The 14,984-nt window shown below is 48.2% G+C and carries 10 protein-coding genes; 7 read left to right on the top strand and 3 right to left on the bottom strand.

From position 1 onward, the window contains the following. The first annotated feature begins 173 nt into the window (after positions 1 to 173). The 5 genes from AC0THY_RS03995 (at position 174) to AC0THY_RS03975 (ending at position 5,304) form a co-directional block, all read left to right on the top strand. Positions 174 to 1,844: an extracellular solute-binding protein gene (locus AC0THY_RS03995; RefSeq protein WP_489993181.1), complete on the top strand. Its 1,671-nt coding sequence runs from the start codon at positions 174 to 176 to the stop codon at positions 1,842 to 1,844. Then, the gene (locus tag AC0THY_RS03990) at positions 1,841 to 3,571 is read left to right on the top strand and encodes a cache domain-containing sensor histidine kinase (RefSeq protein WP_489993180.1); all 1,731 of its coding nucleotides are present in this window, start codon (positions 1,841 to 1,843) and stop codon (positions 3,569 to 3,571) included. Before AC0THY_RS03995 ends, AC0THY_RS03990 begins: the two co-directional genes overlap by 4 nt. After that, positions 3,549 to 4,280 (top strand): response regulator transcription factor, encoded by a 732-nt coding sequence (locus AC0THY_RS03985; protein WP_489993179.1) that lies wholly within the window; start codon positions 3,549 to 3,551, stop codon positions 4,278 to 4,280. Before AC0THY_RS03990 ends, AC0THY_RS03985 begins: the two co-directional genes overlap by 23 nt. 106 nt (positions 4,281 to 4,386) lie before the next feature. Then, positions 4,387 to 5,073 (top strand): helix-turn-helix domain-containing protein, encoded by a 687-nt coding sequence (locus AC0THY_RS03980; protein ID WP_489993178.1) that lies wholly within the window; start codon positions 4,387 to 4,389, stop codon positions 5,071 to 5,073. Positions 5,074 to 5,091: 18 nt separating this feature from the next. Continuing rightward, positions 5,092 to 5,304 carry an AraC family transcriptional regulator gene (locus AC0THY_RS03975; protein ID WP_489994141.1) on the top strand — a complete coding sequence of 71 codons (213 nt, stop codon included), beginning with the start codon at positions 5,092 to 5,094 and terminating at the stop codon, positions 5,302 to 5,304. A 204-nt stretch (positions 5,305 to 5,508) separates the two neighbouring features. Here the strand turns inward: AC0THY_RS03975 and AC0THY_RS03970 are convergent, their stop codons facing one another. Continuing rightward, a complete protein-coding gene (locus AC0THY_RS03970) occupies positions 5,509 to 6,783 on the bottom strand; it encodes an ABC transporter substrate-binding protein (protein ID WP_489993177.1) in 1,275 nt (424 codons plus the stop codon). Between the two features lie 147 nt (positions 6,784 to 6,930). On the opposite strand from AC0THY_RS03970, the gene AC0THY_RS03965 reads away from it, so the two are divergent. Further along, the gene (locus tag AC0THY_RS03965; RefSeq protein WP_489993176.1) at positions 6,931 to 8,664 is read left to right on the top strand and encodes a cache domain-containing sensor histidine kinase; all 1,734 of its coding nucleotides are present in this window, start codon (positions 6,931 to 6,933) and stop codon (positions 8,662 to 8,664) included. A 30-nt stretch (positions 8,665 to 8,694) separates the two neighbouring features. Next, positions 8,695 to 10,254, top strand: a complete 1,560-nt coding sequence (locus tag AC0THY_RS03960) for a response regulator transcription factor (RefSeq protein ID WP_489993175.1) — start codon at positions 8,695 to 8,697, stop codon at positions 10,252 to 10,254. Between the two features lie 14 nt (positions 10,255 to 10,268). Here AC0THY_RS03960 and AC0THY_RS03955 read toward each other — a convergent pair whose 3' ends face one another. Further along, the gene (locus tag AC0THY_RS03955; RefSeq protein ID WP_489993174.1) at positions 10,269 to 13,883 is read right to left on the bottom strand and encodes a PAS domain-containing protein; all 3,615 of its coding nucleotides are present in this window, start codon (positions 13,881 to 13,883) and stop codon (positions 10,269 to 10,271) included. Between the two features lie 180 nt (positions 13,884 to 14,063). Beyond that, entirely contained in the window at positions 14,064 to 14,966 is a 903-nt protein-coding gene (locus tag AC0THY_RS03950) for an ROK family protein (RefSeq protein ID WP_489993173.1), read from the bottom strand. Between the last annotated feature and the right edge of the window lie 18 nt (positions 14,967 to 14,984).

Here is a 14,984-nt window from a genome sequence, read left to right as displayed (position 1 = left end):
ATTTTGCCCTATTTTTAGGCGGCTATTTGGAAATTCTTACATAAACGAATGTGTATGCCCCGGTTTTCATGTTGAACATTGTCCTTTTTTTGTATATTATGTTTATATCCCCTGGTGAAACCTGACCCCATACTTTGGTAAAAGGACATCAGGCCCTGAAAGGAGATTTCACAGTGTGTTGTCTAAAGAAATATATTCCCTTCTTATGTATAATACTTTGCTCTCTGTGGGGATGCAGTGCAGAGAACCACGGCCCGGATACCGGAAAAACTGACTTGAATCCCGCTTTTGTGACAGCGACTCTGTTTTCTGATGTGGATTTTTGGGAGGTTCCGGACTGGTCCCTGGATGCGGGCACTCTGAGCGCGGAGATTTCAGAGCAGACCGGGCTTATGCTGGAAACAATCATTCCGCCACAGGACGCCGACCGGGCGCTCTCCCTCCTCCTTCTAAAAAATGAACTGCCGGATATCATGGCGCTTACCGATGCGTCTGCCATACAGCAGTTGATCTCCTCCGGTAAAGTATGGAATCTGGAAGAATTTCTAAAGCGTTATTGCCCGGACTCCGATCTGCTCACAGATTTCCCTGAGGATATGAAGCAGGCTTTGATTCGCAGAAATGGGGCATGGTATTCCTATCCCTCCCACATCAACTCCCTGGACGCAAAGAAAATCTGGAAGACAAATACCAGCTATTACGAGGATTACGACCAATACGGTACAACCGTGGCAGTCATATGGAACCGGGATCTGCTAGAGAAAGCAGGCTTAGACCTTGAAGATGTTCAAACAGAGTCCCAGGTTCTCAAGGCTTTTCAAAAGGTAAAGGACATGGATTTGACCGTTGACGGTCAGGAAGTAATCCCACTCCTGATGGATGGAGCCTCCTACCAACAGTGGACTCTGGCTTTTCTTAACAATTCATTCGGAGCTGAAGTGGTAGATGAAAATGGTAACTACAAGGAACGCTGGCTTCAGCCTGAGGCCAAAAAGAGCCTGAAGTTTGTCAACAGAGCTCTGCGCAGAGGGTATGCTTACTCCCAGCATCTGGCAATCAGCAACTCCCAGGTCAAGTCTTACATCGCCAGCGGCGCTGTCTTCTGTTTCATCGGCAATACTGCAAATACCGGAATGGATCCTAAGCAGTGGGTATCATCCGGCCCCATCCTCTCCGATACCGGAGAGCGTCCTGTTCTGGGAAGGGATATCCGTATGGTAAACGGCTGGATAGAGACTCTAATCTCCAAAGACTGCCGGCACCCGGAACAGATCGCCCGCTGGCTGGACTATATGTCCGATGATGAGGGAATGCTTAAGAATAATTATGGGTTTGAAGGCATTGACTACACCTTGAATGGGGATGGGACCATCACCCTCACAGAGGCGGGCAGGCAAAAGCGCAGGGATTCTGTTAAAACCGGTTACAGCGCATGGTGGAACTTCGGAAACATTGCCTGGGAGCGAAGTATCCTGCCGACGCCGCGTCCGGACAGCAGCGAAGCCCACACCAAGGAGATTGAATGTGCACTGGGGAAATATAAAGATACGTATATTTTTGACAATACCCTGCTTGCCCTGCCAAATGACTATATACCTGCGGACAGCAGTATGGGCCGGATACAGACTGACATCACGGACTTCAAACAACAGCAGATATCCAAAATCATCGCTTCCAGGAGTGACGCTGAATTCGAAGAGCAATACGAATACTTTTTGTCCCGGCTAAAGGCCCTGGGCATTGAGCAGCTGGATAGCAAAATCGACCGTCAGGTCCAGAAAAACTTTAAATTTTATGGGGAAAGGATTGAAAAGGTAAATCAACAAGAGGTGTCTGAATCATGAAATGGATAAATATATTCAGAAATAAACTGGCAGTAAAACTGTCTGTGCTGGTCCTGTGCATCTCTCTGTTCTTACTGCTCGCCTTTGTGTTTACCAATCAGTACGCCGCAAAAAAGGTGCGCCAAAACACTCTGGAATTAAACCGCAAGCTCCTTGCCCAGGTGGAAAACCAGTTGGAGGATTTTTTTGACAATCTTTACAATGTGGCTGCCTCCTTCTCCTACTCCCCCACTACCAGCCAGTATCTCACTCAAGATACAATGAGCAGAGTTCAGAGCATGGAGGATCTTTCCACTGTGTTTTCCAACACGTTGCTGCTGGAGGATGACATCCAAGGCATTTATCTCTACAATCAGGAAATGGACCGGATCGCAAGTTTGGGAAAAGCATTACACATCCCGGGCTTATCGGGTCAGCTCGTGGAAGATTTGCAGATTGGGGCCGGATTTAAGGCAGAGGATACCGGACATCTCTATTACTCCGTCCGCTTTCCGATGTTTGACCTGGATAGCCCACAGTATGCAAAGCAGTTGGGTATGTGTGTGCTGGTGATCTCACCGGATTCTCTGGGCCGTCTGCTGACAGATGCACGCTCCACGGATCATTCCCAGGTGTATCTGGTGGATCAGAACAATCTCATCCTAGCCTCCACAGACTTGGCTCCGCCGCAGACTCTGAATACAGAAATGCTCAAAAGCACAAAAGACTACTGCGTTCAGATCCAGGATTCCGCTTCCAGCAGCTGGCGCCTGGTCAGCCGTCTGCCTGAGGGAGAACTAAACCGCCAGGACGCAGGGAGCTGGATTGTATTGCTGCCCTACACAGCCTCCTTTCTCCTCCTGCTGGTTCTGATCTGCTTTTTCTACTTCAGTGTGGTTCGCCCCATACGCCTGATTGATGTGTTTATTAAAACAGATATGGCTTATCCGGGACAGCGCATATCTCTGATGCGCAGTGATGAGATCGGCACTGTGGCAACCAGCCTCAACCACATGCTGGATGTGCGTGAACAGATGGAAGAGGAAAACCGTCTCTCACAGAAAAAAATGTATGAGTCCGAGCTGGCCAAAAAACAGGCTCAGGTCCTGGCCTACCGGAATCAGATCAATCCCCACTTTCTGTACAACACCCTGGAGTGCATCCGCGATATGGCCCTGTACTATGATGTAGAAGATATTGCAGAGATCACCATGTCCCTCTCCCATCTGTTCCGGTATGCGGTAAAGGGCGGAAATATCACTACCATAGCAGAGGAAATGGATTACATAGAGAAATACGCAAAGATTATAGAATACCGTTTTATGGGGAAAATCAGTGTGGATATCGAGTTGGAGGAATCCCTCCGTCAGGTAAATGTGATAAAGCTCCTGCTGCAGCCGTTAGTCGAAAATGCGGTATTCCACGGTTTGGAGCAGAAGGTGTCAGAGGGTCTCGTGGAGATTTGTGCCTGCTGGGACAGCACTGACCATATCCGCTTTACCATAGAGGACAATGGCTGTGGTATCCCGGCCAAAAAGCTGAATTCCCTGCTCATGTCCCTAAAACAGGGCACAGATCAAAGCGGCGTTGGGATAGCCAATATCTACCATCGCTTAACCCTTTTTTATGGAGATCGGTTTAACTTTGAGATAGAGAGTACCCCGGATGTGGGGACACGCGTCACCATTGTGATCCCCTGTAGCGTGGAGGAAGGAGGAACGGAAGATGCTCAAAGTATTTCTGGCTGATGATGAGATGTGGATTATCCTGGGTCTGAAAAAGCTCATCCAAAAATCCGGTCTTCCCTTCCGGGTCATTGGGGAGGCTGCAGACGGGATCACAGCCCTGGAAGAGATCAAAAGGCTGCGCCCGGATATCCTTTTCTCCGACATCAGGATGCCTGGTCTTTCCGGCATTGACCTGGTGCGCAGGATTTCAGAGGAAAAAATCCCGGTTCAGACCGTTCTGATCAGCGGTTACGCAGAGTTTAGGTATGCTAAGGCTGCGCTCCGGTATGGGGCTTTTGACTATATTCTAAAGCCCATTCAAGAGGAGGAGTTAAACGGAATCCTGGCACGCCTTTTCAGGGAGCTGTCAAAGGAGTCTATCCCCTCTACTGAGGAGGACATTTTCCCGGTGAGCAATACGGTGATGAGCAGAATCATCGCCGATATCCAGGAAGGGTACACGCAGGATATCAGCCTTGCGCTCCTCTCTGAAAAGTACAGTATCAGCTCCAGCCATCTGAGCGCCCTCATAAAAAGGGAGCTGGGGCTTTCCTTCTCTGAGTATATCACTGCCAAAAGAATGCAGAAGGCCAGAGAGCTGCTAAAGGATGAACAGCTCTCCATTGAATCCATCGCTGAAGCGGTAGGATATCACGACTATTTTTACTTTACAAAAGTGTTTAAAAAAAGCCACGGGATCTCCCCAAGCAAATACCGGAAGAACCTATAGACAGCGAATAAATTACCAAAACTGCAAATATATTGCATATGCTTTTACTTCCCATGTCTTTATAATAAAGGAAAACTCAAAGTATATTTGCAGGGAGGCCCGCCATATGCAAAACAGACCAAATGAGCGCAGTGTATTTGTCTCGATGTTATTCCTAGAAGACATCCAAGCCGTAACTCCCCAAAAGGAGGACAGAGGGCGAACAATTTTGGAAAAATCCGTTTGTTATACAGCAAACACCGTTATTAAAAAGATTTCCAAGGGAGTCTGCACCCATCTGGATGGGAACCGTTTTTTGACCGTATTCTACGAACACTGTGAAAGCGCGGCAGTCCTCGCTCTTAAAGCAGTGGGGGAGGCTATACAAAATAACCTGCAAATGCACGTTCATTACCGCATGGGAGTGCTCACTGATCTAGAAGATCCCGGTTGGCTCTCTTCCCCCACTTACTCCAGACATATTAACCGGACTGTTGCATATTTAGAGCAGCACTATGACCAAATAGATAACCTCTCCGAGATTTCCGAGTACGCCGGGCTGTCACCAGCCTATTTAAGTTCCCGTTTTAAGGAAGAGGTGGGAGTAGGGGTGATCGAATACCTTAATCAGATACGTCTGGAACATGCCAGAGAACTGATTTCTGACAGCAATATGCCCTTAAAAAGCATTATTTATTCCGTTGGCTTTACCAACTACCCCTACTTCAGCAGATTGTTTCGAAAGAAATACCACATCTCCCCCAGCGATTACCGGAAAAAATCGGCAAAGGAAAAGAGGGCGCTTGCCGTATAGACAAACACTTTCACCGAGCTGGTACAGGCGTGCAAGGTTGAAAACGCTTGCTTTTACCTGGAGCAAACCTCTTTGCCCTTTGAACAAGTGCTGGAGATCACAGGGTTTTGCAATCCAGCCTATTTTTATAAGGTATTTAAGAAACAGCGCGGGATCTCCTATTCAGAGTTGACCTCTTTTTCCGTTTATGCAATGTATACATACACATTCCCAGGCAACCCCTGCACATAATGTCAAAATTCATAAATATTTTACTCGATATCGCAATTTTTTACTCTTTTCATCCAACAAAAAATTATATATAGTAGTAATTGGAAAGAGAAAAAATTTGTGTGTACGGTTCTTTGCATGGGACATGGTCAGGGGGAGTACCTCCGGATTGCCTTTTCCGGACAGTCCCCCTGTAGAACCGATCTCTTCCGGAAGTCATACGATCTAGTCAGAATACGTTTCCTTCTTTACATCCCCATAGCGTTCAATCAGTTCTTCCAGACGGGTCTGTGTTCCCTCCGTCACATCCTCCACGTTCAATGTATCAGATCCTATCAGTTGGATAAAAAGCTGTTCCAGCTCGTTTTCTGTGCCGGAAGGCCAGTTGCTGTTGCAGACATCGACAGCGTATCCGTTCTCCATGGCCTCATAGTAGCAAGACAGCTCATCAATATGGGAACTGCTTTCCTGCAATTCCTTGAAATAGGAATTGAGAAGTTCCTTGCACAGTTCTTTGTTCTTTGAATTGGCATTAACCGCGTATCCACCCTTTTCCGTAGTTACAATCACCCTGACCGGATCTCCCTTTTTATTTCCCGGAAGCGGAAAATATCCAAAGTTCTCCCTCTGCCCCTCATCTATGCCGTAGAGAATGTTGTAACCACCGAAAGTCATGGCAGCCCCGCCTTTTTCGAACTTTCGGACCGCTGTCTGGTATCCCATCTTGATGGAATCCGGGTCCATATACTCCTTGTCATACAGGGACTCATACATGGAGATCACCTGATCCCAGGTTCCCTCATCTGTAAACTTGCTCTCCCCTGTCCACAATTTCCTGTCATAATACGGATTCTCAGGGTAGATCACATTTGCCGCCAATTGGTAAAGTCCAAACTGAGTGACATAGCACTCCTTATCCCCCATGGTAATCGGGGTGTATCCCTTTCTTTTCAACACCTCACAGCAATTCAGAAAATCTTCCCAGTCATCCGGCACCTGAAGACCACACTCTTCAAAGATGGTCTTGTTGTAAAAAGTACCCAAAACAAAAAAGCTTCCGTGTCCAAGGGCATAGGGCACCCCATTCAGGCTGAGCCCTTTCTTTACTGCGTCCGATTCAACCACCTTGCCCTTCAAGTCAGACATCGGTTCCAGGTATCCGGCCCCTGCCAGCTGATAGACGGAGTTCTCACCCCCGTACTTTGCCTGCACAGCTATGATGTCGGGCCCTTCTCCGGAAGCCAGCATCAGTTTCAGGGAGGCATAGTACTGGTCATCCGGCAAAACGGAGACTTCCAGTTCTACATCATTCCTCTTTTCTTTTATATATTCCTTAAGCCGTTCCCCAAAATTATTCTCGCTGTCGTACCCGGACATCATGATGGATATTTTTGTCTTTTGTTTCGCAGTTCCAGTCTCTTTTTGTTCCTGGCTGCAGCCGTATAAAAAAAGCATACATAACAGGAGCAGTGTTAAGAACATATTTCTATGATATTTCATTTAATCCAATCCGCTTTCTTTTTTAAATATCATACCATGTTTCTACAATTTTGTGTACTTTCCAGGGGAATTATAGTATACTTTCTGTAAGTTTCCGGTAACGGTTCAGGTATCTGACCTGTTACAATTATTCAGGAGGTCAGGGCCATGAGTCTGAGGAATAAATTGCTGTTCATTTTCTTAATTATCTCCATTGTACCGGTGTTGATTTTCACCCTGTTTACCTACAGCAGATATACCAAGCTGATGGATAACCAGACAGAACAGATCTCGGAAAATCTGATGGTGAGGGCTGTAGAAGAAACCAACCGGACTCTGGCCGATATACGGCGCATTCAGGAGGCGGTAAATTATGACTCTTCCAATCAAAATTCTATTTTGGAGGATCTGCACAATTATGTCTCCCAGGATACAGACTATACCGCCTACGATGTTTACCAGACAAACCTCCTGATGCAGACCATCTGTCAAAATCTGTTCCAGTCATATCCATACCTGAAAGGTATCTATATATTTACGCCCAGCGGTGAAATCCTGGGTGTGGGAAATAGGACGGACATAGACTACGGCTATTTTCCGGATCAGGACGAGTGGTACCAAAAAACCCTGGCTCTGAAAGGCAAAACCTACATAGACGGGATCTCCGCCAAAGACTTTCTCATCGACAGCGCGGAATCCATCTCTTTTTCCAATGCCATCTACGATGTGTTTTCCAAAACCTTTTTGGGGGTTCTCTACATTGACTGCTCCCCTGACCTGTTTGATTTATCCCGAGTCAATACCATGCCTGAGATGACTTACCTGACTATCTCCAAAGGGGACCAAAATCTATACGAAAATGGAACTCCGCTCTCAGACAACACCAAACACTCCCAGATCGTACGGTACACAGAAGATCTGGACCTGGAAGGCCTGACCCTGACAGGGATCTTCAACCACACGGATTTAAACCGGGAGTCCAGTCCCACTCTCTGGCTCCTCATCTTTATGTGCGTGATCTGTGTCATGTTCTTTGTAGTCCTCTCCTTCCTGCTATCCGGAAATATCACCAAACCCATCCGGCTGCTCAGCGACCGCATGGCCAGCCATGACACCAGCCACCGGGTGGCAAATGAGCCCTATATGAACCGTTCGGATGAGATTGGAATCCTCTACAACGAATACGAAAACATGATTGAAGAGCTGGACCACTATATTAAAAACGAACTCCAAAACAAGCTCCTCACTCTGAATTCCCAGATGCGCTCCTTAGAAGCACAGATTAACGCCCACTTTCTCTACAATACCCTGGAGGCTATCAGCAGCCTGGCTGCCATTGAGGGAGTGAAGGACATCTCTACAATGGCGGAATCCTTAAGCTCCATGTTCCGCTACAGCATTAAGACAAAAAGTGAACTGGTTACACTGCGTGAGGAGCTGGACCATGTCAGGAATTATGTGGCTATCCAACAGATCCGTTTTGACAATGGTTTTCATATGGTTTATGATGTACCGAAAGAATTTTATTCCCTACAGGTGCTAAAGCTGATCCTGCAGCCTCTGGTGGAGAATGCGCTCTATCACGGACTGCAGTCCTGCAGCTGCGGCAGCTGTATTGAGATCAGCGCTGAAAGAAACGACCTGACGCTCTCCCTCTCCGTCAGGGATGACGGTACCGGGATGTCCCAGGATATTCTCCATGGACTGGAGGAGAGCCTGAAAGATGAGGTGGATTTCCAGGAACTGGGGTACCGCAACAAGCAGAGTATTGGAATCAAAAACATCCATTCCCGCATTTCCCTCTACTATGGCAGCGAATATGGTATCCATATCTCCAGCCAGGAGGGTGTGGGAACCACCTTTACACTTACTCTTCCCATTCTGGAGGGGAACCGCAACTGATGAACTGAAAACTTTGGAGGTCAAGGTAAAATGTACAGCTATATCATTGTCGATGATGAACCTTTAATCCGGCGCGGAATCAAAAAGAAGCTGGAATCCCTGGAAGGTAAGATCACCTGCTGCGGGGAGGCCGCCAACGGAAAAGCCGCTCTGGATCTGATTGAACAGAAAAATCCGGAAGTGATTATTACAGATATGAAGATGCCGGTCATGGACGGAACCACACTGCTCCCCCTGCTCAGCGAACGCTATCCAAGTAAATACTTGATTGTAATCAGCGGCTACAAGGATTTCGAGTACACCCGCTATGCCATTCGTGCCAATGCTGTAGATTATCTCTTAAAACCTGTCCGCGAGGAGGAACTGGTGGCCTCCATGAGAAACGCGCTCCAGATGCTGGAGGAGAAGACCATGGTGATTCAGGAGATTACCCACAGCCGGGAGGAGCAGGAACGCTCATGTTACGAGCACGATATCCAGATGCTCACTAACCTGGTGCTGGGCTACCACACAGTCGATGTACAGCTCACCTCCGAAAAGCTGAAGTTTACGGAAAAGCTGCACCAGCTGGTTTTGATTACACTGCACTCCCCGCAGCCACTGCCCGCAGGACAGCTGGCGCATTTTTTGGAGGAGAACGGGTTCGGTGACCTGGCCCTCTATCTTCAGCACGTGCAGACACAGAACCTGGGCTTTTTGATCCTTTTCCTGCCCAGCAAGTCAGCGCTTCCGGCTATGGATCTTTGCCGTCAGGTAGTCTCCAGTCTGCAGAGGCTCCACTCCTCCAGAGTGCAGGAGGTCTCCTATGGAATCAGTGGACTCCACACTACCCTGCTAAAGCTGCACGAGGCATTCCTGGAGTCCGTAAATGCCCTTAACCAGCGCCACCCCATGGAGCGCAGCCAGTGTTATATCTCCGGTCAGGAGGCGCTCGCCCTCCCGGTCACCTGGGACAAGGAGGAGGAACTCCTCTTTGCCATTGAGGCCGGGATGTCTGGACGCATCCGTGATCTGCTGCAGAATCTCTTTTCACACCTGGCTGGAAGTGGGGAGTATACCCTTTTTGATGTGAAACAATACTGCTATTATCTGACAAATAAAATAAAGCTCATGGCAGCCCTCTATTTTGACCAGATTAAAGGCGGGGACGTGAATGCCAATACACAAAATACATTGAACACCCTGTTTACGCTGGACGAGCTGCACAGCTATTACCTGCAGTTTTTCATGAATATATCCAATGCCATCTTCCCGGCCAGCATCTACACCTCCGAGAATGTGGCAGAGAATATCAAGAACTATGTGGACCGTAATTACCAGAAGGACCTTTCCGTGGAGTTCATCGCCTCTCTGTTTAATCTGAACCGCAATTACTGCAGCACAGTCTTTAAAGATAAAACAGGTGACACGCTGATCAACTATATCAATCAAGTGCGCATTGACCGGGCCAAGGAACTGCTCAAACACACCGACAAGAAAATGTACCAAATTTCCAGATCTGTGGGGTATGAAAATGTAAAATACTTTTTCCGGGTGTTCAAAAAATATGCCAAGCTGTCACCGGAGCAGTACAGAAAGCAGTTTGACTGAGACAGACCGCTATTTTAGCTCCCCAGCAGCCTGCTCAGGGTTGTCCAGAGCACCTGCATATCAATAGGCTTTGCCACATGCGCGTCCATACCCGCCTCACGGGATAATAGTATATCCTCCGCAAATGCGTTGGCAGTCATGGCTATAATAGGGATCTTACCGGCATCCTCCCGCTCCAGCCCGCGGATCATGCGTGTGGCCTGATAGCCATTCATTCCCGGCATCTGAATGTCCATTAATATTGCGTCAAAGGTTCCTGGCTCTGCACTCTGGAATGCCTTCACCGCTTGGTCTCCGTCCGTTTTCAAGACATACCTGGCTCCTTGCATCTGAAGCAGCTCGCACAGAATCTCCGCGTTGATGGCATTGTCCTCCGCCACCAAAAAACAGCGTCCCGACAGCATAATCTCATTTGCATGGTCTGCTCCCACGGCGTCCCCACCCAGGTCATCCCCGTGCACGTCAGATGCCCTTTCACACTCCAGCTCAACACAGAATGCAGTTCCCTTGTGCGGGTTGCTCTTTACAGAAATCATACCCTCCATCAGATCCACCAGCCCCTTGGTAATACTGAGCCCTAAACCGGTCCCCTCCACTCGGGCTGTGCTGCGGTTGCGGGTAAAGGGTTCAAAGATATGTGCCAGAAACTCATCCGGCATCCCAATTCCCGTGTCACTGATCTCAAATCTATAACGAATGCGGTCCGCATTTTGCACAGGCATAATCTCTTCCACCGCAAACTTCACTTTTCCGCCCTCCGGCGTAAACTTGATGGCATTGCTCAGAATATTGATCAGAATCTGGTTAATGCGCAGAGAATCCCCATAAAAATACTGGTGACGAATATCTTCTGTGCGTACCATAAACTGCAGCCCTGCCTCTCTCGCCTGGGGCGCCATCATATCAGCCAACTGCTCCACCAGTTCAAAGAGTGATATCCTCATGCGGTTCAGCGTAATCTTGGAGCGTTCGATCTTGCTCATATCCAGAATGTCGTTGACCAGACTCAACAGATGCCTGGAGGAGAGGGAAATTTTTCGAAGACATTCCCGAACCCGTTCCCCATCATCCAAATGTGCCTCTGCCAGAGCAGTCATTCCCATAATCGCATTCATAGGAGTACGGATATCATGACTCATGGAGGAGAGGAAATCGCTCTTTGCCCTGTTCGCCTCCTCCGCCAGGGCCAGGGCTTTCTCCAGGGCTTCTTTGGTACGGCGTTCCGCTGCCAGCATATCCGTTACATCTGCACGCACCAGACACACTGTCTTATGACTTCTGTCACCCCAAAGCACATTGACCTGCTTAAACCTCAATCCTTCATCAGACTGGTATGGGAAAACAAAATCATAACCGGAGGGCTTTTCATCCAGCCGCTTTCTCATGGTTTCCAGACAAAACTGCTCCTCCACCTCTCCCCCGTCCGGATTGAAGAATCCGGCAAGACAGCTCCCGGAACCGGTATAGTTCTCGATTTTATAAGGCGGCAGATTTTTAAGCACAATTTCCCGGGTATACATGGTGACACTGTTGCTGTGTACCTTAATAAATGCCAGGAGTTCAAAGGTATATGCCACTACATTGAGCATTCCCTGCTGCTCCCTCACGGACTCCGTTATGTCCGACCGCGCGAGACACACACGCCCCAGCCGAAGGTCTGTAGCAGAAATGGTGAGGTTTTTCGTCAGAATGTCTCCCCTCTTCCCTACAATAGAGTAGGGAAAGGAATAAGAGCTGTCCTTTTTTAAGCGCTCAGCCATATAACCGGTATCCAGCAGCCTGGCGATCTGCTCCCTGTCCCTTGGAACCACCTGCTCCCGTATCATATATGCAATGCGGTCCGAATGACGCCCCGCTTTTTGGGGCACATCTTTGGACGCAGGGTCGCCGCTGAGTATTGTATAGCGGTCCTGTCTCATATCCACATCCACCACAAGATCATAGCTGGCCACTGACAGCTGATGCATGATCCGGTCTGATATGGTTTGATCCGTAATATCCGTCACAGTCAGTATCCCGGTAATATCACCTGTATCTGGCGTCTCCACTAAATTTACCTTAAATTGCACATATCGTCCAATGGCATCCTTTGGCAGCTTGACAAAGCACTTTTGGATCAGCTCTGTTTTCCCCTCCTTAAAGGCTGCCAGAGAGGGGGCATTGAGATAAGTATCCAGAAATGTCTGTCGCTCTTTTTCATCAACAACAAGGGTGCCGATTCCCGCAAAAAATGTTTCCCGCACTTGTCCAAAAGTCTGAAAAAGTGCAGAATCCGTGTGATCTATGATTTCGAGAATCTTATTCTGAGTGATGTTACAATGGCCTATAATCAAAGCGTTTGGCCCCGGTTCACGGTAGTGCTGCATGATCAGCTCATTAAATTGCTGCCGTAGCAGCTCCTGCTGGTTCCTCTCCTTCGTCATATCATGAAACCCGGCGTAGACTCTTTTCTCTCCTCCCTCGTTCTGAATCATAGTGAGGGTATTTTTGACCCAGATGTAACCCCCATCCCCCTTTTTTACACGGTAGGTTATTTCACAATGGTTTTCTCCCCTGTCTACAAACCGGGCCATCTGGACATTCACTCTCTCCTGGTCATCCGGGTGCACTCCATTTAAGGCATTCTTTTTGTACAGGCTCCAGGCCTCCTTCGGTGTCATCCCTGTCATGGCCGCAAATCCATCTGATAAAAATTCAGGTACCAAACTGCCGTCTTTTTTATAACGGACCACTGCCACACCTCCCGGCAGGTTTTTAACCAGGGTCTGAAAATACTGCTCCAGGCGTTCCTTTTCCTTTTGTACCCGCGTTTCCTCCGTCACGTCCTGAACATACTTCACATAAGCCGGAATGCCGTTCCAGTCCGTGTCCCTGAATCGGGTACTGTAGTACCGGTCCGTTCCCCCCACTGACATGTTGTGGGATTTTCCATCCGGGGCATGACTTTTCAAAGTGCAAAACTCGCAGGGAGACTCCTTACCGTGAAGAGCTGTGTAACATTTTTTTCCCACACAGTCCTTGTCCGCTCTAAAAAGAGTTTTTGACTCCTTCACATAGAGAAGCTCATAGGTTTTTTTGTCAATTACATAGATGCCGTCCACCGTCTCATTGGCAATGCTCTGGATGAGGCGGGTTTCCGCTGACATCCCTGTAAACACTGCATAGAACCCGATATCTCCCTGAGCTGTCTCTATCCTGCGCCCGTTTAGATGAACCCAGATCAGTTTTCCATTTTTATGGCGTATACGGTAGGAGATGTCTAAAATATTTCCTCTGTCCAGCGCAGTGCCGGCTGCCTCCATTACCCGCTCCCGGTCTGCCTCATACATGATATCGAGGGCATTATCTCCCGTCATTACCTCAAATTCATCTCTGGTATAGCCCGATAGCGCCGGGACCCCATCGGAGAAATATGTAGGTATAAACCGCCCCTCTTTTATCAGGTAGCTGGCAATTCCACCGGGAATGGAATTAACCAGATGCTCAAGCCCCGTCCCCCCAATATCCGCGCTGTGTCCTATCAATAAATTTTTGTTTTTCTCCATCTCTATGGTATCCTTTCCGCAGGCAGTATCCACATTGTGGTCCTTGATATCTTTACTAAAAATGCCGGAAATGCTTGCATCCAATATCGCGCTCTATATAAATTGATTTTAACATGTAAGAGGAGAGAGTTCAACAAGATAAGATACTGAGCATACAGATCCACCTCCTGTTTCAAAACGTAGAAAAACCCCCACATAGGACCTTTAAATTTCATTGTCCTATATGAGGGCCGCATATCACAAATTCGTGAGATTGCCCAGATTCTATCTTTTATCTTGCATGGTATCCCGCCTCTGCCTGAAATGGTAAAAAGCCCCCAGCATACCCGCATCATTTCGGTGTTTCGCAAAAGCAATCCTGGTATGCTCCGCCAGCACGGGCTTTAAGTGCCGGTCAAGGGAATCCCGGATTCTTGGATACAGAAATTCTTCCTGCGCCATAATCCCGCCTCCCAGCACCACCACCTCCGGATCAATCACATAGCAGATATCGGCAATCCCTTTTCCCAATACCTCCGTCATCTCATCAATGGCCCGGATGCAGATGGCATCCCCCTCTGCGGCTTCTTTAAAAATCCGTTGGCCGCTCCATTCTTCTTTTGGCCGCCCTTTCCTTCCAGCCACTTTTTCAGTCAGGATACTGGCAGCTCCCAAAGTCTGAAAATCACTGTGTTCCATGTGCAGATAACCGATTTCCCCCGCACAGTATCCGGCCCCATGAAGCACTTGGCCATCGAAAAGAATGCACCCTCCGATTCCCGTTCCCACAGTCAAACATAGCGCCGACTTGCTGCCCATAGCAGCTCCGGAGATATATTCCGCAAGGCCTGCACAGTTAACATCATTTTCCACCTCACAGGGTATGGCAAAGTGTTCTTCCAGCACTGACTTGAACTTTGTCCCCGCATAGTTCGGAATCAACGGCGCAGAATAGAATACCTCCCCCTTTTCCACGTCCACCATCCCTGCAGTGGAAATGCAGATCCCTGTCAGAACATACTTTTCCCGAAAATCCTCTACAATGCGGACTACCTTTTCCATGATCCCGGTTCCACCCTGCCAAGCCTGTGTGTCCTTATTACTTTTCTCCAGAATACAGCCCTGTTTGTCCAGCACTCCATATTTTATTGATGTTCCGCCAATATCCAAGCTCACGTATATTTCCATAGCATCCACTCTCTCTTT

The organism is Ruminococcus sp. 8Y-12 (genome assembly GCF_058119865.1).
The sequence above is the reverse complement of the archived record's forward strand: the minus strand, read 5'-3'. Positions and strand labels throughout refer to the sequence as shown.